At 74.7% G+C, this 20623-nt stretch carries 7 protein-coding genes; 6 read left to right on the forward strand and 1 reads right to left on the reverse strand.

What is annotated here, in order from left to right:
* Positions 1–151 precede the first annotated feature (151 nt).
* Positions 152–1123: an endonuclease/exonuclease/phosphatase family protein gene (locus tag AC067J_RS20715; RefSeq protein ID WP_478301191.1), complete on the reverse strand. Its 972-nt coding sequence runs from the start codon at positions 1121–1123 to the stop codon at positions 152–154.
* A 325-nt stretch (positions 1124–1448) separates the two neighbouring features.
* On the opposite strand from AC067J_RS20715, the gene AC067J_RS20720 reads away from it, so the two are divergent.
* From AC067J_RS20720 to AC067J_RS20745, 6 genes are read left to right on the forward strand one after another with little or no spacing between them, the layout of a single operon-like run.
* Complete coding sequence (locus AC067J_RS20720; RefSeq protein WP_478301193.1) at positions 1449–4004, forward strand: hypothetical protein; 2556 nt, start codon at positions 1449–1451, stop codon at positions 4002–4004.
* Positions 3997–8784, forward strand: a complete 4788-nt coding sequence (locus AC067J_RS20725; RefSeq protein WP_478301194.1) for a DUF6603 domain-containing protein — start codon at positions 3997–3999, stop codon at positions 8782–8784. The genes AC067J_RS20720 and AC067J_RS20725 overlap by 8 nt, the downstream gene beginning before the upstream one ends.
* A 19-nt stretch (positions 8785–8803) precedes the next feature.
* Entirely contained in the window at positions 8804–9976 is a 1173-nt protein-coding gene (locus AC067J_RS20730; RefSeq protein ID WP_478301196.1) for a Kelch repeat-containing protein, read from the forward strand.
* A complete protein-coding gene (locus tag AC067J_RS20735; protein ID WP_478301198.1) occupies positions 9973–13257 on the forward strand; it encodes a hypothetical protein in 3285 nt (1094 codons plus the stop codon). The genes AC067J_RS20730 and AC067J_RS20735 overlap by 4 nt, the downstream gene beginning before the upstream one ends.
* On the forward strand, positions 13239–18746 hold the full coding sequence (locus tag AC067J_RS20740; protein WP_478301200.1) for a hypothetical protein: 5508 nt from the start codon (positions 13239–13241) through the stop codon (positions 18744–18746). Before AC067J_RS20735 ends, AC067J_RS20740 begins: the two co-directional genes overlap by 19 nt.
* Positions 18739–20574 carry a hypothetical protein gene (locus AC067J_RS20745; RefSeq protein WP_478301202.1) on the forward strand — a complete coding sequence of 612 codons (1836 nt, stop codon included), beginning with the start codon at positions 18739–18741 and terminating at the stop codon, positions 20572–20574. Before AC067J_RS20740 ends, AC067J_RS20745 begins: the two co-directional genes overlap by 8 nt.
* The last annotated feature ends 49 nt before the right edge of the window (positions 20575–20623 follow it).

Consider the following 20623-nt stretch of genomic DNA (forward strand, 5'->3'; position numbering starts at 1 on the left):
GCCCTGATCAGGGGGCCGGGCGCCCCCGGGGTGGCGGCGGATCATCCCTGGCCGCCCGGCCAACCGAGCCCCCGCCCCTATCCCTATCCCCGCGGCGTTCCTGACCGGAGCCCGCACGGGCACCGGTCAGGCGGAGCTCCGGGCGACCGGGTTACGGGAAGCTGAGCCGGGCGACGACGGGGGAGTGGTCGGAGGGGCCGGGGTGCGGTGCGGTCGGCTGGGCGCCGTTCACGTCCGGCAGGCTCGCGGTCCCGGTGGAGACGGCGGTGACCCGGTCGAGCAGCGCGTGGCTGATCAGGATGTGGTCGATGAGTTCGCGCTGACCCTCGAAGACCCGGGAGAAGCCGCCCTCGGCGAGGATGCGCGGGGCGAGGTTCCAGAGCCGGCTGCCGTCGCGGAGGTCGGGGTTGTCGAAGCCGCCGGTGCCGATCTGGGAGCCGGGAGGTCCGTAGAGGATCTGGGTGGTGGCTGCCTGCCACTCGTCGTTGAGGTCGCCCAGGACGACGACCCCGCGGGTGCGCCCCTCGTCGGCCAGCAGGCGGTCGGCCAGCTGGCGCACGGCTGTGGCCTCGGCGCCGCGCCGGAACAGGGCGTAGGCGGCGTAACGGGCCCGCTCGCCCTCGTCCTCGGTGCTGTGGCGGTTGCCGGGGAAGGTGAGGAGCTTCGACTTCAGGTGGCAGACGACGAGCTGGAGGGTGTGGCCGGGGGCGGGCTCGACGGACACGGCCAGTGCGCCGCGCCCCATCGTGTGGATCGGCTCGCCGACGTCCTCGACCTGGATCGGCCGCAGGCGGTCGGGGAAGGCGGTCCGGTCCTCGATGCGGGTGAGGGGGTGGCGGCTGAGGAAGCCGACCCTGATGCCGCGGCTGTCGGGGTGGTCGGAGATCTCGGTGTGCCAGTCGCCGTCGAGGCGCTGGGCCAGGTCGGCGAGTTCCGCCGGGCCGCCGACCTCCTGGACGCCGAGGACGTTCGGTGCGATGCGGTTGACCGCGTCCGCAAGGGCGGTGAGTTTGGCGTCGTAGACGTCCTGGTTCTTGGCGGCGCACCGGCGTGAGGGCGGGGCGCCCTCCTCCCGGGGCCGGCAGAGGTTCTCCAGGTTCCACGTGCCGATGACCACGTCCATGTGTGCTCCTGTCGCCGTGTCGGGGCGGGCCCCGGCGTCCCGGTGCCGCTGTCGTGGCCCAGTGTCCCGGCCGTCGGGGGGTGGCCGGCCGGGAGGGCGGGGGCGGCGCACGCGTGTTCACCCGCGTGGTCGTGAGTCCGACCGGAAATGAGCCGAATATGTGCCATGAATGAGAGTCGGAAGTCAATTCTGGATCGGAATTGACCGACTTGGGAAATCCCCGGAATTCCCTGGCGATTTGACGTAGGGGGGCAGTACGCTCACGGAGCATTGGCACCGGGTCGGCGGACACGGGGCGTCGTGCCATGCGGACAGGAGATTCCCGGTGATCGATCTGCTGTTGTACCCGCACACCGACCTGCACGTCGTGCTCACCGGCGCGCCGCCGTTGAAGCTGACGTTCCTCACCCGTGACGAGGCCGTCCCCCCGTCCGACGCTTTCGTGGTCACCCCGGTGGCGTCCAGCCGGTGCGACGTGGACTTCTTCGCGCCGCACAAGGACAAGGGGTTTCGCTTCGAGGGCGTACCCGTGTTCGACAAGGCGACCGGGACCGTCACCGCCACGACCCCCGGGGTGTTCCTGTTCCAGGCCCGGCTGGACGACCGCTACATCGTCGGGCGGCTCCAGGTGCACCGGTCGATCGTCGGCTGGTGGTTCGGGAACGATTCGATCACCACCGCCCTCGACCCGCGGGTCGCGCACACGCAGCCGTCCGTCTACGCCAAGTTCAGCGACGACCCCGGCGTCGGGACGGACCTCGTCGGCGACATCACCGGCCACGGGTACGTCCAGCTGACGCCGACCGACCCGACCAAGCTGGCCGTGACACCGCAGGGCCGGGTCCGGGGCCTCGTCGTCACACCGCTGCTCCCGGACACCGTCTGGAAGATCTCCGGCTCCATGGCCGGCGTGAGCCCGCCACAGCCGCTGGACGTCCGGGTGGTCGACTACGCCGCGCAGCACGCGGTGGCCCAGCAGCAGGGCGGCGACCCGGCCGCGATGGCGGAGAAGCACAACGTGCTCTTCCTCGCCGAGGGCTTCCGCGAGGAGGACCGCGGCCGGTTCGACGAGATCGTCACCCGGGTGACGCACGAGATGTTCGAGAAGCCCGCGCACGAGCCGTACGGGATCCTGCGGGGCAGCTTCAACGTCTTCAAGGCCTTCGCCGCGTCCCGGCAGCACACCGTCACCTGCGGCTTCCGGGTCACGGACGCCAACACGACGACGGAGGCGGGCCGGGCGAAGGGCAACGGGTTCCCCATCCCGCTCAACCGGAAGGTCTCCGCCGGGAACTTCTACACCCTGGAGGAGCTCGTCCAGCGGGTCGGGCTGCCGAAGCGCGACGATCCGCGGACCCCCGCCAAGTGCCTGACGGACTGGCAGAGCCAGGACCTCGACGACTTCAGACCGGAGCGGACGGACACCCCGCTCATCGAGGCCTGGAAGCGCCACCAGTCGGTCGGGATCCTGCACGCCCGCGACACCTTCCTCGGCTTCTACCTCGGCACCCGGTTCGCCGACCGGGAGTCGGGCCGGGGCCCGGTCACCAGGCCCGGCGCCGACGCCGTCAACGACCCTGCGGTCAAGGCGTTCGTCAAGCGCGTCTACGAGTTCTACGCGAACCCGCCGACCAGGACCCTGACCCTGGACCCGCGCCGCCACCCGCCCGAGCTGTACATCAGCGGACGCTACGTCAACCCGGCCAACACGCTGATGCGCTACGTCGGCGGCCTCACCGTCCCCGGCGCGGCCGGGCCGATCGGCACGCACTGGCAGCCGGACGACGGCCGGTACCAGCCGAGCCGCGGACTGATCGCGGTGATCGCCTACGACGGCGTCGTCGGCGGTACCAACATCAACGTCAGGACGGTGACGGCGCAGACGGTGCACAGCTTCCCCGCGCTGCCCTTCGTCTACGCCAGCGCGGCCGACCGGCGGGAGATGCGGCGCGACCCGCTGGACGCGATCGCCGTGGACTTCGACGACGTCGTCCAGACGGTGGCGCACGAGTTCGGCCACAGCTTCAACCTGGAGGACGAGTACGAGTACACCGGCGGCGACGGCGACGACGCCAAGCGGACCAACGACCTGACCGCCGACAACGCCTCGGTGCTCGGCTTCCTGCGGTCCGGCACGGACCCGAACGACCGCCACATCGAACCGGACCGGATCAAGTGGCTCAAGCTGCCCCGCATCCGCACCGCCTCGGTGCTGCTCGCCGACTCGGTGAACGTGACCACGCCGGTCCGGGGCGTGAAGCTCACCGTCGGCCCGGGCAACATCGCCGAGTGGACGCTGGCCAGGACGCTCCTCACCGAGGTGCGGCTACGGGCCTTCGGCATCCTGCCGGGCGGCCAGCAGCTCCCCCTGAGCACGGCGGGCGACCGGTACCTCGACGGGCTCCTCGTCGGCGCCGTCCTCCCGGCCGAGGGCGCGATCGTCCTCACCCGGGCCGGGTCGGCGCCCTTCCCGACCTTCGTGAAGGGCTCGCTCGTCTTCGTGCCGCTGAAGGACAAGCAGCGCGAGCCGCTCCAGGTGGTGGAACCGAAGGTGCTCAAGTTCCTGCGGGACAACCACACCCCGCTCAACCTGGACCCGGACACGGCCGAGCGGAACGACGAGGAGGACGTCCCCCTGGAGATCCCGGACTTCAGCGCCCCCTGCAAGCCGGCCCGGCTGGTCGGCGTCTACGAAGGGGCCGCCCGGGTCGCCGGCGCCCACTACCGGCCGACCGGCCGGTGCAAGATGCGCAAGAGCTCGGTGGAGTTCTGCCACGTCTGTGCCTGGCTGATCGTCAACCGCGTCGACCCGACGTTCCACGCCCTCCTCGACAAGCACTTCTACCCCGAGTCGAAGAAGGAGGCGAAGAAGCATGAGTGAGCCGGGCACCTTCGAGCGGATCCTCGCCGAGGTCGGGCAGGCCCTGCTGCCGCTGCGCGAGGCGCTGGCGACACCCGCCGCGTTCCGCGGGCTGCTGCGCCGGCTGGGATGGCTGGTCGACGACATCCCCCAGCCCTTCGTCGAACTCCGCACCGGCGTCGAGACGCTCTACGACGCCCTGCGCAGCCTGCTCGGCGACGGCGGGCTGAACGTGGGCGGCACCGCCGGCGACGGCGGGGCCGGTGCGGCCGCCTCCTTCTCGGCGGACGACGTCAAGCGTGCGGTCGGCGCCGTCCAGGGACTGATCAGGGGCATCCACGCGATCACCGACGCACCCGCGTCCGCCATCCCCGCCTCGCTGCGCGCCGACGGCTTCCCCGCCCTCTTCCCCGGCCAGCTCCTCGACCACCTGGTCGTCACCTACCTGCAGCGCTACCACCCCGGCGTCGGTTTCGCCCTGCGCAGCCTCGGCGTCATCAGGGCCCGCTACGCCCCGGCGACCGGCGGGCGCCCGCCCTACGTGCACCTCTCGCTCGACCTCGGCGAGCTGCCCAGGGCGCTGACCGACCCCTCACAGGTACTCAGGAACGCCTTCGGCTGGGGCGAGCCCGGCCTCGACCACGCCGCACTGCTCTCCCAGCTCGACAACCTGCTGCGCTCCGTCGTCCCGAGCGTCGAGGTCGAGGACGTCCCGGACGCGACCGCGGCGGCCGTCCGGGGCAGCGCGCCCGACCCTCTCCTCCCGCCGTCCAGGGCGCTGGCCGCCGTCCTCTTCGAACGCGTCCAGCCGTCGGCGCGGATGGCGGCCGAGGTCCGGCTGCTGCCGCTGCCCGCCGCCGACGGCGCCCTTCCGGGCCTCGCACTGCTGCCCTCCTTCGCCGGGCGGCAGGGCTTCCGGTTCGAACTCGGTCCGGACATCGCCGTCACCATCCGCAGCGACCTGGACCTCCAGGGCGGGGTCGCACTGCTGGTCCGCCCCGACCGGGGCGTCGAGATGGTCCTCGGGTTCGCCGGCTCCGGCACCCCGGCCCGCGCCAACGGCGCGATCGACGTCCGGATCGAGCGGTCCGGTCCGGCCGGCGAGCCGACCGTGCTGCTCGGCTCGCCCGGCGGTACCCGCCTGCAGTACCGCCGGATCGCCGGCGTCGGCGGGGTGCGCCTGGTCGGCGAGGCGGTCGACTTCTTCGCCGAGATCGACCTGGAAGGGCTGGAGTTCGTCCTCTCGCCCGGCGGCGCCGACGGCTTCGTCTCCTCCATCCTGCCCAAGGACGGCCTCACCCTCGGCGCCGACCTCGCCGTCGGGCTCTCCCACCGCCAGGGCTTCTACTTCCGCGGCACCTCCAACCTGGAGATCCACCTCCCGACCCGCCTGGAGCTCGGCCCGCTGGAGATCCAGGGCCTGACGATCTCGGCCTCGCCGTCCGCCGACCGGCTGCCGATCGGCCTCGGCGCCTCCTTCAAGGCCCGGCTCGGACCGCTCACCGCCGTCGTCGAACAGATCGGTCTCACCGCAGACCTCGCCCTGCGCTCGAAGGGCGACGGCAACCTCGGCCCGCTCGACGTGTCGCTCGGCTTCAAACCGCCCAAGGGCGTCGGGCTCGCGGTGGACGCCGGCCCGGTCAAGGGCGGCGGCTACCTCTTCTTCGACCCGGACAACGGCGAGTACGCCGGGGCGCTCGACCTGGAGTTCTCCGGGCTCGTCGAACTCAAGGCGATCGGCCTGATCAGCACCCGGATGCCGGACGGCACCGACGGGTTCTCGCTGCTGATCGTCATCACCACCGAGTTCGGCGGCACCGGCATCCAGCTCGGCTACGGCTTCACCCTGCTCGCCGTCGGCGGAGTGATCGGGCTGAACCGCGGCATGAACCTGCAGGCCCTCGCGGAGGGCGTGCGCACCGGCGCGGTCGAGTCGGTGATGTTCCCCAAGGACGTCATCGCCAACGCACCCCGGATCCTCTCCGACCTGCGCCGGTTCTTCCCGCCCGAGCGGGGCCGGTTCCTGATCGGCCCGATGGCGAGGATCGGCTGGGGGACGCCCACCCTGGTCAGCGTCTCGCTCGGGGTCGTCATCGAGATCCCGCCCGGCAACATCGCCGTCCTCGGGGTGCTCAAGTGCGTCCTGCCGAACCGGGAACTGCCGCTGCTGGCACTCCAGGTCAACTTCGTCGGTGCGCTGGAGGTCGACAAGTCCAGGCTGTGGTTCTTCGCCGAGCTCTTCGACTCCCACGTCCTGACCATGACCATCGACGGCGGCATGGGCCTGCTGGTCGCCTGGGGCGACGAACCCGACTTCGTCCTGACGGTCGGCGGCTTCCACCCGTCCTTCAAACCGCCGCCACTGCCCTTCCCGGTGCCCAAACGGCTCTCGGTGGACATCCTCAACCGGCCGGGCCAGCTGATCCGGGTCTCCGGCTACTTCGCCGTCACCAGCAACACCGTCCAGTTCGGCGCCGCCGCGGAACTGCGCCTCGGCTTCGGCGGGTTCGGCATCGAGGGCCACCTCTCCTTCGACGCGCTGTTCCGCTTCTCGCCGTTCGCCTTCACCATCTCGATCTCCGCCGGGGTCTCGCTGAAGGCCTTCGGCGTCGGCGTCTTCGGCATCGACCTGCGGTTCCAGCTGGAAGGCCCGGCGCCGTGGCGCGCGCACGGCAGCGGCTCCATCTCCCTGCTGTTCTTCGAGATCTCCGCCGACTTCGACATCACCTGGGGGGAGGAGCACACCACCACCCTGCCCCCGGTCGCCGTGCTCCCGCTGCTGGCCGGCGAGATCGCCAAGACCGAGGGCTGGCAGACCAGGCTGCCCACCGGCGGCGGCAACGCCCTGGTCACCCTCCGGCAACTGCCCGAGACCGACGAGCTGGTCCTCCACCCGCTCGGCACGCTGTTCGTCCGGCAGCGGGCCGTCCCGCTCGACGTCCGCCTCGACCGCGTCGGCGCGCAGCGGCCCGGCGACGGCCGGCGGTTCAGCCTCGCCCCGGCACCGGACAGCGGTCTGGTCCGGGTCTCCGTCACCGGCGAGAAGTTCGCGATGGCGCAGTTCCAGGACATGGACGACGCGGCGAAGCTCTCCCGCCCCGCGTACGAGAGCCAGGACGCCGGGCTGGAGCTGACGGCGGCCGCCGGCACCCTGCTCTCGCCGCGCGTGGTACGCCGCAGCGCCCGGTACGAACTCCACATCATCGACAGCGGGGTGCCCGCGACCGCCGCCGCGGCGCGCCGGGTCGTCCCCATGGCGGCCCGCTCCCGCACGGCCGCCGGCGGCGCCGCGCCGAAGCGCTACCACAGCGTCAGCCCGGCGGTGTTCACACAGCTGCTCCGGGGCAGCAGCACCAGCCGCTCGCCCCTCTCGCAGCACGAGACCGCGCTGCGCAGGCCGTTCACGGCCGAGGAGACCGTCCGGCTCGCCGACAAGCGCTACGTCGTCGCCAACGTCCGCAACAACGTGCAGGCCTACCCGCCCGGCGGCGGCCTCGCCACCGCGACCTTCCGCAGCCGGACCACGGCGGAGGACGCCCTCGCCGACTGGGTCGACCGCGACGGCAGCCTGGCCGGCACCCTGCACGTCATCCCGGAGGACGAGGCGGTGGGCGTGCCGTCCACCCCCGGCACCTGGACGGTCGCGGGGCCGCCGCCCACCGTCGCGTGGGACGTCGAGGCGGTCCGCCTGACCAGCGGCAGGATCCTGGTGGCCGGCGGCACGGACGCGGCCGGCCGTGCGCTCGCCGCCACCGCGCTGTTCGACCCCGTCGCCGGGACGTGGACGGCCGCCCAGCCGCTCACCGGGGCCCGCAGGCTGCACTCCACCACCAGGCTCGGCGACGGCCGGATCGCCGTCGTGGGAGGCCGCTCCGGCACCGGCGGCCCGGCCGGCAGCCGGGACTCCGCGGACGGCGCCGGCCCCGGAGGCGACACGGCCGGCCGGGGCCTCACGGACAGCGGCACGGTGCTGGCCACCGCCGAGCTGTTCGACCCGGCGGCCGGCACCTGGACCGCCACGGCCGACGGGCTCGCCACCGCACGCCACGGCCACTCGGCGACGCCGCTGCCCGACGGCACACTGCTGGTCGCCGGCGGCACCGACCGCAACGGCCGGGCCCTGGCCGGGGTCGAACTCCTCGACCCGGCCACCCGCACCTGGCGCTCCGACCTGCCCCCGATGACGGACGCCCGGACCGGCCACCAGGCCGTGCCGCTGAAGAACGGCCGGGTCCTGGTCGTCGGCGGCGCCCTGCCCACCGGCGGGCCGGAGCGGGCCCTGGCCCACTGCGAGCTCTACGACCCGGCGACCGGCACCTGGACACCGACCGGGAGCCTGCTGACCGCGCGCAAGGGCCACCAGGCGACCCTGCTGGCCGACGGCCGCGTCCTGGTCACCGGCGGCGACCCGACCCCCGGGCCCGGCCGCTACGACCCGCGCAGCCTCGCCACCGCCGAACTCTACGACCCGGCCACCGGCAGCTGGACGGCCGCCGCCCCGCTGCCCGCCGGCCGCGGCCGGCACCGGTGCCTCGCCCTGCGCTCCGGCCTCGTCCTGCTGATCGGCGGCACCGGCGCACCCACCCGGCGGACCGGCTACCGCAACGTCGCCGCCTACGACCCCGCCCGCGGCAGCTGGAGGACCACCGGGAGCCTGACCACCGGCCGGTCCGGCTTCGCGGCCGTGGAACTCACCGACGGCCGGGTGCTGACCGTGGGAGGCGTCGCGCTCGCCGGTGCGGCCGCCCCGGGCCCCGACCCGCTCGAACCGGCCGCCACCACCGAGCTGTACATCCCCTGACGACGGAAGGTACGACGCGATGACCAGTCCCACCGTGGTGGCCGCAGCGACGTGGACGGCCGCGCACGACCTGACCAGGGCCGCCGCCTGGCACGGGCAGCACGACGGGCCGGTCGTGCTCAAGGGCACGAGCAAGGTCCTGGTGGTCGGCGGCGCTGACGCCGGCCGGGCCGCGCTCGGCCAGGCGCTGGTCTACAACCCGGCCGACGACACCTGGAAGCCCACCGCCACCCAGCCCGCCCCCCGCAGGCTCCACACGGTGACCGCGCTCGCCGACGGACGAGTCCTCGTCACCGGCGGGATCGGCGGCTCCACCGCGCCCGGCCTGGCCACCGCCGAGGTCTACGACCCGGCGGCCGACACCTGGACCTCGGCCGGCACCATGCGCCAGGCCCGCTGGGGCCACAGCGCCGTGCTGCTCCCCGACCACAAGGTCCTGGTGGCCGGGGGCACCACCGTCCGGGCCGGCGGGAGCACCCGGGCCCTGCGCTCCGCCGAGCTGTTCGACCCCGCCGCCACCACCGACGCCGCCCGGTGGACCCAGGCCGCGGAGATGACCGACGCCCGCACCGGCCACCCCGCCGTCCCCCTCAAGGGCGGCAAGGTCCTGGTGGTCGGCGGCACCGTACCGGTCGGCACCGACCAGGACGCCGCACTCGCCTTCTGCGAGCTGTACGACCCGGCGACCGGCACCTGGACGCCGACCGGGAGCCTGCTGCGCCCCCGCGCGCTGCACCAGGCCACCGCCCTCTCCGAGACCACCGTGCTGGTCACCGGCGGCCGCGCGCCCGGCGCCGACGACGACGGCACCTTCGACCCGCTCAGCCGCCGGACCGCCGAACGCTTCGACCTCACCACCGGCACCTGGACCGCAGCCAGGGACCTCACGGCCGGACGCGCCGCCCACCGCGCCGTCCCGTTCGGCGCCGGCCGTGTCCTGGTGATCGGCGGCGCCGGCGGCGGCGCCGACGAGGCCGGCTACCGCAGCACCGCGCTGTACGACGCCGCCACCGACCGCTGGACCGCCGGACCGGGCCTCGCGACGGGGCGCTGGGCCTTCGCCGCCGCCGTCCTGCCCGGCACCCGGGTACTGGTCACCGGTGGCGCCGCCCGCTCCGGCCTCGCCGCGGCCGACCCGACGGTCACCGAGCTGACCGCGGCCACGGAGCTCTACGACGGGAGCGGCGCATGACCGCGAACGGCTACTCCTTCCTGCCCTGGCTGCGCACCGGCCTCGCCACCCGGATCACCGGCGACCCGGGCACCGCCGCCCGCGCGACCGTCCCGGTCGAGCTCCTGCTCGGCGGCGAGTCCCTGACCGGCGCCCCGCTGACCCCCCTCCCGGTCGGACGACCGGTCCAGCTGTACGGTCCGGGCGACATCACCGGCGTCGACTCCCGCGCCGTCTCCCGCCTGGAACCGCGCCCGGGCACCACCAACGTCGAGCCCAACTACCTCGCCCACATCGAGTTCTACGACGAGGGCCTTCCCTGGCGCTACAGCCCGGCCGCACCCGACGCCGCCACCGGACGCCTCGCGCCCTGGCTCGCACTCGTGGTGCTGGCCGCCAGGACCGACCCGGCGGGAGCGCCCGCGGAGTTCGAGGACGGCACGGGCGGCGGGCCGCTCCCGTTCATCACCGTGAAGGACCCGAACACCCTGCCGCCACCCGCCCAACTCGGCGCCTGGGCCCACGTCCACGTCCACGGCGCGCTCGACCTCCCCGTCGCCAGGGACCTCTCCGGGCCCGGCGACCCGGTGCTGCACGCCTTCGAGGAGGTGCTGCGCACGGACCCCGACCGGGCCTGCTCCCGGCTGGTCTGCCCGCGCCACCTCCAGCAGGACCGGACGTACGAGGCGTTCCTGGTCCCGGCCTTCGAGACCGGGCGGCTGGCCGGGCTCGGGCTCGACCCGGCCGCCTCCCCGGGCGCGCTCCACGCCAGTTGGGGCCCGCACTACGAGGGCCGCCAGGCCGAGGGCCGGCTGCCCTACTACCACCGCTGGTCCTTCACCACGGGGGCCACCGGCGACTTCGAGTACCTGGTCCGGCTGTTGCAGCCGCGCCGCCCGGACCCGCGGGTCGGCCGCCGGGACCTCGACGTCCACCGGTCCGCCGGGCCCGGGCTCCCGCCCATCACGACCCCGGCCTCGATCGGCGGGGTCCTACGACTCGGCGGTGCGCTCCAGCTGCCCGAACTGCCGGTCGACGACTGGGAGAACTGGGACAACTGGTACGACAGGCCGCCGCCCGCGGCCCCGTACCCGCACCCCTTCCAGCAGGCCCTCGCCGGGCTCGTCAACCTGGCCGAGGCGTACCGGGACGCCACCCCGGCGGCGGTCCACGGCGCGCTGCCCGCCGCGCAGGCGCAGTCGCTGTCCGCCGGCGTGGACCCCGTCATCACGCCCCCGCTGTACGGCCGCTGGCACGCACTCACCTCCCGGCTGCTGGTCGGCGCCGACGGCCACCCGGTGCCCCCGCCCGCCGACCGCAACTGGGTGCACCGGCTCAACCTCGACCCGCGCTACCGGGTCGCCGCCAACTTCGGCGCCCAGGTGGTCCAGGCCCGCCAGGAGGAGTTCATGGACGCCGCCTGGGCCCAGGTCGGCGACGTCCTGAAGGCCAACGCCAGGATCCGCGAGGCCCAGCTGGCCCGGGAGGTCGGCCACCGGCTCCAGGTCAAGCACCTGGAACCGCCCGCCCCGCCGGCCGTCCCGCCGCCCGGCGCGCTCGCCGCGCCCCCGCCGCCCTCGGGCAAGTACCTGACGCTCACCGCTCCCGCGCACGGGCGGGTCACCGCCCCGGCCACCCCGGCGCCCGCATCCGCCGCAGCGGCAGCCGCAGCCGGTGCACCCGCCGCGTCCGCCCCGGTCGCCGAGGACCTGGCGGTGGGGTTCCGGGTCGCGGCCAGCCGGGTGGCGGCGGCGCCGGTCTCCGCCCCCATGCGGCGGATCACCCGCCCCGGCTCCCGGCTGATGCGCTCCCTGACCTTCCCGGCGGACCGTCCGCGCGAGGCACTGGTGCCGCGGATGGACGCCGCCGTCGGCCCGGTGACCGCCGCCGCGGTCAAGACCAGACCGGCGGCCCTGGTCACCCCGGCACGACTCGACCGCGAGCTGCACCCGGTGATCGGCCTGGCGGCGGCCGCCGGGGACGCCAACCCGGTCGGCTCGCTGCCGGTCAGCCGAGACTTCGTGATCAAGGAACTCGGCGACCCCGTCCCACCGACCACCGGCGGCACGGAGGACAGCGAGGAGGCCCGGCGCTTCAAGGACGCGCTGAACGAGCTCTACGAAGGCTGGGCGTCGGCCGCCGCCGTCGGGCGGCCCGCCGTCCGGGAGCAGCTCGGGGTGACCGGCACCACCGGCGCCGTCCTGGAACGCCTGCGTTCGGACACCACCGTCCCGAGGAGCCTGCTCAGCTCCGTCAGCCTGCCCGAGCGGCTGCGGCCGTTCGCCGAGGAGTTCATCGAGGCGATGGCCTACCCGGTGATCGACCTGCCGATGTACCAGTCGCTGATCGACCTGTCGGTGGACGTGTTCGCCCCCAACCTCAACCTGATCCCGGCGAACTCCATCACGCTGCTGGCCGACAACCGGAGGTTCATCGAGTCCTTCCTGGTCGGGCTCAACCACGAGATGGCCCGGGAGATGCTCTGGCGCGAGTTCCCCACCGACCAGCGGGGCACGCCGTTCCGCCAGTTCTGGGACCCGCGCGCCGTGCTCTCCCCGCCCGGGGAGACGCCCGGCCAGCGCCGCGAACGGCTCTACGACATCCGGCCCGTCCACACCTGGGGCCCGGCCGCCCTGCTCGGCCGTAACGACAACCGGCAGCTGCCGGGCACCCACCAGAAGGAGGACCTCGTCCTCGTCATCCGGGGCGAGCTCCTCAAGAAGTACCCCAACGCCGCCGTCTACGCGCACCGGGCCGCCTGGCCGCTCGACGACGACGGCAACCCGGTCACCACCGGCGAGCGGGTGCCCGCGCCGCTGCCCGACGAGGACCACCCCTCCCCGGACCTGGTCCGGCTGCCGCGGTACGAGGCCAAGGTCGAGCCGGACATCCACCTGCTCGGCTTCGACCTCGACGCCGCCGAGGCCCGCGGCAAGCCGCCCGGCGACCTGGGCTGGTTCTTCGTCATCAAGGAGCGCCCCGGCGACCCCCGCTTCGGCGTCGACGAACCCGAGGGCCCGCCGGCGCCGGTCGAGGTCTGGAACGACCTCAGCTGGCGGCACGTCGATCCCGACCACCTCGGCTTCATCGAGTTCGGCGACGCCACGCACGTCGGGCTCGCCGACTTCAACGGCTCGGAGGACGACCAGGAGAAGCAGGAACAGCGGCAGGAGGACGCCGCACTGCCGCTCTGGCACTCCGGCCTCAGCTCGGCCGACATCGCCTACATCCTCTTCCAGGCACCGGTCCTGGTCGCCGTCCACGCACAGGAGATGCTCCCGGTATGGCCGACAACGACCTGATGGCCGACGACGACGCGACGGCCGACGCAGCCACCGGCGACACCGCCGCGCCCGCCCCGGGCCGGGCGCCGGTCCCGGGCCCCGTGCCCGCCCCGGATCCCGTACCCGCGGCAGCCCCCGTGCCCGCCCAGGGCCCGCCGCCCGCCGCGGCTCCGGCGCCCGCCGCGGCTCCGGCGCCCGCCGCGGCCCCGGTGCCCGACACCGGCCTGAGCGACGACTACCCGGTCCTGCTCGGCCCGGTCCGGATCGAGGCCCGGTTCACCGCCACCGAGTTCCTGATCCGCGTCTTCCCCGACGAGTGGTCGGTCGACAGCTTCGAACCCCGGCCGACCGAGGCCGAACTCGGCGCACTCGACGCCTACTGGACGGCGCTGTGGCGCACCGGCGGCGACGCCGTCGGCGAGCAGACCGCCTGGCACGAGCTGGTCGGCCGGATCCCGGCCGGCCGGGCCACCTGGCTGCTCGGCGACCACAAGCCGGCCAACCCCGCCGACCGGCCGGTGTCCGTGCCGGCCGGCGCCACCGTCCTCGTCGTCCGCAGTGACACCGCCCCGCCCGCCGCCGCCCGCCCGCCCGCCACCGCCTACTGGACGTCCGTCTGGCGGGCCCACGGCGACCGCGCCGCCCTGCGGGCGGCCGAAGCCGCGCTGCTCGCCGCCGCCGGCCCGACCAGGGCGGCCGCGATCCGCGCCCGCCGCCCGGCCGGGATCGACGCCGCCCCGACCGGGACCGGCGACACCGTGGTGGTCGCCTTCCTCGTGGTCCCGCGCCCGCCCGCCTCGGCGATCGCCCCGGAGTCCTGGACCACCGCCGCCAGGGCCACCCTGCTGCCCGACCGCTTCCGCTTCCTGGGCTGGGCCGGCGGCCGGAAGGTCTTCGACCTCGACGGCGAACCGGTACCGGCCACCCTGCCGGTCAGCCCCGACCCGGCCGCCACCGACCGGCTGAAGGTCGACGAGTCCACCGGCGCCCTCCACGTCCCCGAGGAACTGCGCTGGCTCACCGAGTTCGAGCGCGCCGTCACCCTCGGCATGGGCCTGCGGATGCCCCTCACCGCGGACCTCAAGGGCGGCCTCGACCGGCTGGTGGTCCTCGGCCTGCGCCGCCGGTCCGCCCCGGAGCAGACCGCCACCGACCTGACCGCCCTGCTCACCCGGCAGCTCCGCAGCCCGGCCGGCCTGAGCCTGCTGCCGCAGGGCACCCCGACCAACAACACCGAGCAGGCCCCGGCCGGCCTGCACCCCGGACTGGAGGCCGACGCCGGCCTGCGCTCCGCCGCCACGCTCCGGGCCGCCCCGGCCGGCGCCGACTGGACCGCCCGGACGGACGGCCAGTGGTTCGCCGAGCTGCTCGGCCTCGACCCGGCCGCCCTCGCCGGGATGGCGCACGCCGACGCCACCGACCAGCGCGAGGCCCGGGCCGCCAACACCGCGCTCTGGCCCACCACCTGGGGCTACCACCTGCAGACCATGCTCCACCCGGTGCTCAGCCGCGACGCGGTCGAACAGACCAGGCGCTTCTTCGTCCGGTACGTCTCCGGACGCGGTCCCCTCCCCACCGTCCGGATCGGCCGCCAGCCCTACGGGATCCTGCCGACCACCGCGTTCACCCGGCTCGCCTGGCCCGCCGCCGCCACCCACCGCCGGGCCCTGCACACCGTGCTCGGCGAAGCCGCGGCCGACTGGCAGGCCGCCACCGCCAAGGTCGCCCACCTCGACGGCCGGGCCGACGACGCCCACCAGCACCTGCTGGACATCCTCGCCCTGCACCCCACCTCGGCCGAGTACCACCAGCGGTACGCGCAGAGCGTCGAGGACGTCTTCAACCGGGAGAACCTCGGCGCACTCGGCTCCACCGTGCTGCCCGCACTGGAACGCCTCGGCATGCCCGGCCCGATCCGCGCCCTGCTCACCCGGCTCGGCCACCCCGACACCGGCCCCGCCCAGGACCCGGACCTGATCCGCCGCCTGTTCACCGACACCCACCACCCGCTGCTGGCCCCGCTCGTCGACGACCGGCCGCTCTCCGAGACCGCCCCCGTGCGGCCCTACACCGCCGACGGCGCCAACTACCTGCGCTGGCTCGCCGCGCACGCCCGCACCGGCCTGGAGACCATTCGCACCGAAGCCGGCTTCCCCGCCGACGACCGGCCCGCCGCACTGCTGTACCTGCTGCTGCGCCACGCGCTGCTGCTCGGCTGGGCGGACGCCGCCACCGAACTGGCGATCGCCCACGGCGTCGCCACCCCCGCCGAGGCCGCCGGCACCGACCCGGCGTTCATCCACGTCAGGATCCCCGCCCCGGGGCAGGCCATCCCCAGCGAGAGCCGGTTCCGGCGCCTCTACTCGCCCTCGCCCGAGATCACCGGCGACCCGTCCCGGCTGGTCGTCGACCACATCCCGCTGGTGCTCGGCACCGACCCCGCCACCGCCCGCCTCACCGAACAGGCCGACGCCCTCGACCTGCTGACCGACCTGCCGACCGCCCGGCTGGAACGCCTCCTCGCCGAGCACCTCGACTGCGCCACCTACCGCCTCGACGCCTGGCGCCTCGGCCTGGCCAACGAACGCCTCGCCGAACTGCGCTACGGCCCGGACGGCCCCGACGGCACGGCCCCGGCCCGGCGCGGCCTCCACCTCGGCGCCTACGGCCGGCTGGAGAACCTCCGCCCCCGACTCCGACAGCTCACCCCGGTCACCCTGACCGGCCCGCTCGCCGAGGTCTTCAAGGGCACCACCCCGCTGATGCACGACTCCGCCAACGGCGGTCACCTGCACGCGCCCTCACCCGACCAGGCCAGGACGGCGGCCGTGCTCCGCGCCGGCTACCTCGCCAACGGCACACCGCAGAACCCCGGCTCGTTCGCCGTCAACCTCAGCTCCGCCCGGATCCGGACCGCCCTCGGCATCCTCGACGGCATGCGCCGGGGCCAGTCCCTCGGCGCCCTGCTCGGCTACCGCCTCGAACGCGCCCTGCACGACGCCCACGAACGGGCCGAAGTCGACAGCCTCGTCTCCGCCCTGCGCCTGCACTTCCCGCTGCGCGCCGGCCGGATCGCCCAGACCGTCCCGCACCAGGCCGACGGGCCCGACCCGGCCAAGCCCCTCGCCATCGAGCAGATCGAGGCCCGCAACGTCGTCGACGGACTCGCACTGGTCCGGCACATCACCCGCACCGACGTCCCCGACACCTACCCCTTCGGCCTCGGCAGCGCCCTCCCCGCCGTCGACGAGAAGCAGCAGACGGTCGTCGACCGCGCCGTCCGCGGACTGCTCGACGTCCACGACGCCCTGGCCGACCTCGCCGTCGCCGAAGGCACCCACCAGGCGCTCCTGGGCAACGCCGAACGCGCCTCCGCCACCATGGACGCGTACGCCAAGGAAGGCCTGCCGCCCGAACCCGCCGTGATCCGGACCCCGCGCAGCGGCACCACCCTCACCCACCGCTTCGGCCTGCGGCTCACCGCGGGCCTCAAACCCGACCAGGGCGCCCCGCCGTTCAGCCGCAACAACCCGCGCGCCCAGGCCGAACCGGCCGTCAACGCCTGGCTGCCGCGGCTGCTCCCGCCGCCCGACACCGTGGTCGCCCAGGTCACCTGGACCGACCCGGTCAGCGGCCGGCCCCGCTCCCGCGCCGTCACCCAGGCCGACACCGGCCTCCAGCCCGTCGACCTGCTCTGGGCCCTGCGCCCGGTGGGGGAGGGCGCCATGACCGACCTCGACGACCGGATCACCGGCGTCGTCATCGCCAAGGACAGCCCGCGTCCCGACGCCGAACTCACCATCCGCTACACCGAACGCGTGGCCGGGAAGATCACCTTCTTCGAACTCTCGCCGCTGGTCGGCGCCTTGCGCTCACTGCTCACCACCGCCCGGCCGCTGCGGCCCAGCGACCTCGTCCCCGCCGCCGGCCCGACCCCCGCCGACCGGGCCGCCGACACGGCCGTCTCGCTGCCCAGGGAGCGCCCCGCCGCCGTCCGGGCCTCCCTCGACACCCTGCGCCGCGCCCTCGCCGACTACCTCGCCACCCTCGCCCCGCTCTTCCCCGCCGACGCCCCGCCCCGGCGCGCCGACCTGCTCGCCGGCATCGACACCCTGCTCACCGGCTACGCCGGCCTGGTCACCACCGCCGGCGGCTTCGGCCTGGTCCGAAGCGGCTGGGGCGAACTCGCCCAGTGGCGCCGCGGCGTCTTCACCGACGTCCTCGCCGCCGTCGCCGCGACCGCCGAGCGGATGGCCAGGGCACTCGCCCAGGCCGACGCCCTGCTCGCCGCCTACGACGCCCTGCCGTCCGCCACCTCCGACGCGGAACGCTTCCACCTGCTGCAGCGCGCCGAACGCCTGATCGCCACCAGACCGACCGCACCACTGCCCTCCCGGCCGTCCACCCTGCGCGTCACCGTCGCCGGCCGCCGCCAGGCCTTCGACAACCGGCTCCAGGCCCTCAAGGCGCAGGCCAGGACGGGCCGGACGACCCTGAGCGGACTGCTCGCCGAGGTCGCCGCCAAACTGCCGCTCACCGACATCGACCCGACCGGCCTGGACCTCACGCCCCACCAGGACCGCGTCGTCGCCCAGGGCCGCGAACTGCTCGACCGCACGGTCGCCCTGCGCACCGAGATCACCGGCCGGCTCGCCGCCGCCGACCGGGCCCTCGCCGAGTACGACGCCGCCGCCCCGGGCCCCGACCGGGTCGAGGCCGCACTCGACGCCCTCCGGGCCCTGCTCGGCGAGGACGCCCTCGCCGTCCCCGAGTTCACCCCCGCCGCCCAGCTCGCCGCCGACTGGAAGAAGGCCCGCGACGACAGCGCCGCGCTGGTCCAGCACCTCACCAAGCCGCCGTTCGGTCGGGACTTCCCGATCGACGACTGGGCCCACGGCATCGCCCGGGTCCGGGAACAGCCGCGCCGCTGGGAGCAGGCCGTCCTGCTGAGCGACGCCCTGCGCGGGCCCGGCGGACTGCTCGGCGACCTGCTGGGCGAGCTGCTCCAGGCCAAGGAACCGCAGCTCGTCCCCGTCCAGCTGCCCTACCGGCCCGACGACCACTGGCTGGCCATGGACTTCAAGCCCGGCACGGCCGTCACCGAGGACAAGGTCCTGTTCACCGCGCACTACGCGCCCGACCCGCCGCCCGGCACCACCACCCAGGCCGGCCTCCTGTTCGACGAGTGGACCGAGGTCGTCCCCGCCGAACGCGAGACCACCGGCATCGCCGTCCACTTCGACGGACCGGACTCCGAACCGCCCCAGGCGATGCTGCTGGTCGTGCCGCCGGTCCGCACCGGCACCTGGAGCACCGACGACCTGCTCGCCGCCGTCGACGAGACCTTCGACCTGGCCAGGACGCGGGCGGTCGAACCGGCACACCTCGACGACACGCCCTACGCCCAGCTGCTCCCCGCCACCGTCCTGTCGGCCACCCGGCAGCCGATCACGATCTCCACCGATCTCGCCGTCGCCAACCAGCGCTGGAAGGCCGCCCATGACTGAGCCCCGGATCGACGACCTCGCCCGGGCGATCGAGGCCCGCACCCACCCGGCCGTCGGCGTCTGGAACCGCCTGGAGGGCCGTCCGCGCACCACCGACTTCGAACGGGCACTGCGCGCCGAGGTACGCGACCCGCTCTGGCTGCTCACCCGGCAGTGGCAGCTCGGCGAGTTCCGCGGCAGCGACGCCGGCTCGCCGGTCACCGCGACGTACTCGGTCGGCGGCGCCGCGCCCGGCCGGTTCCGCCCGGTGGGCGGCGCCGCCGAACCCCTGCCGCCGGACCGTCCGCTGGAGGCCCTCGCGGAGCGGCGCCCGGTGCCCTTCCGGTTCGGCGCCGACCCGGTCGCCCTCGACCTGCGGCTCGCGATCGGCCGCCGCTGGCTCAAGCTGATCGGCCGGAACCCGGCCCTCGGCGACCTGGTCTTCGACTTCCGCGGCCAGTACGTCAAGCTCTACCCGATCGCGCTGCCCGACCCCGACGGGGACGACGACGCCGCACGGGTCGCCCACCCCGAGGTCTGGGCGACCGTGCAGGCCGTCGCCGGCCGCCGGATGGACGGCTACCTGCTCTACCGCCACCTCAAGACCGGCGGGCGCGCCTCCGACCGCATCAACGACCTGCTGCACGTGCACTACCCCGCACTGGACGCCCTCGGCGACCGCCTGGTGGCGTGGTTCGACGGCCTGATCGACCAGCCCGCCGGCGACGCCACCTGGGACCCGCGCCGCCTCGAACACCGCTTCTCGGTGGCGACCGCGGGCGAGGACGGCACCGAGACCGTCCTCACCGCGCAGGAGTACCCGGGCGGCGAACTCGACTGGCACGCCTTCTCGATCGACCCGGACACCGCGGTCGGCGGCACCGGCCCGCCCCCGCCCCCGCTCAACCGCACCGTCTTCCCCGCCCCGGTCCGCTTCTCCGGCATGCCGCTCCCGCGCTGGTGGGCACTGGAGGACGGCCGCACCAACTTCGCCGCGGTCTCCCCGGACAGCACGGACCTCGCCCGGCTGGTCTTCCTGGAGTTCGCACTGGTCTACAGCAACGACTGGTACCAGCTCCCGTGCGACCTGCCCGCCGGCACCCTGGCCTCGATCCGGGGACTCGCCGTCACCGACGTGTTCGGCCAACGGCTCTGGATCACCCCGGCGGGCAGCGGCAGGGACGAGGACTGGCAACGCTGGTCGATGTACACCCTCGACACCATCGGCGACGAGGACGTCCCCGCCGACACCCGGCTGTTCCTGCCGCCCAGCGTGCCGAAGGTGGCCGACGGCCCGGCCCTGGAGGAGGTGTCGCTGATCCGCGACGAGAACGCCGACCTGGTCTGGGGCATCGAACGGACCGTCCAGCTCGCCACCGGCGAGGGCCGCCGCGGCAGCGAGGTCGCCGCCGAGATCCAGGCCCACCACCTGCGCCTGCACCCGCCCGCGCCACCGGACGGCCCGCTCGCGCCCATCACCTACCGGGCGATGAACTCCGTCCCCGAACACTGGATCCCGTTCATCCCCGTGCACGTGCCCGGGGACAACCGCAGCATCCAGCTCCAGCGTGCCGCGATGCCCAACGTCGTCGGGGTGCTGCCGCCCGTCCAGCCCCGGACGTCCCTGCTGCGCGAGGGACTCGACGAGACCGAACCGCGCGGGTACTTCGTCAACGAGGAGGAGGTCCCGCAGTCCGGCACCAGGATCACCCTCGCCTACAACCGCACCCGCTGGCGCGACGGCCGGGTCTGCCTCTGGCTGAGCGCCGCACGCGGGACCGGCCGGGGCGAGGGATCCAGCGGCCTGGCCTTCGACCTCCTCGTCGACACCCCGCCCACCGACCGGTGACCCACCGAGCAGCGACCCACCGAGCAGCGACCCACCGGCGGGGGAGGTG

This window comes from Kitasatospora sp. NPDC042419, assembly GCF_056437345.1.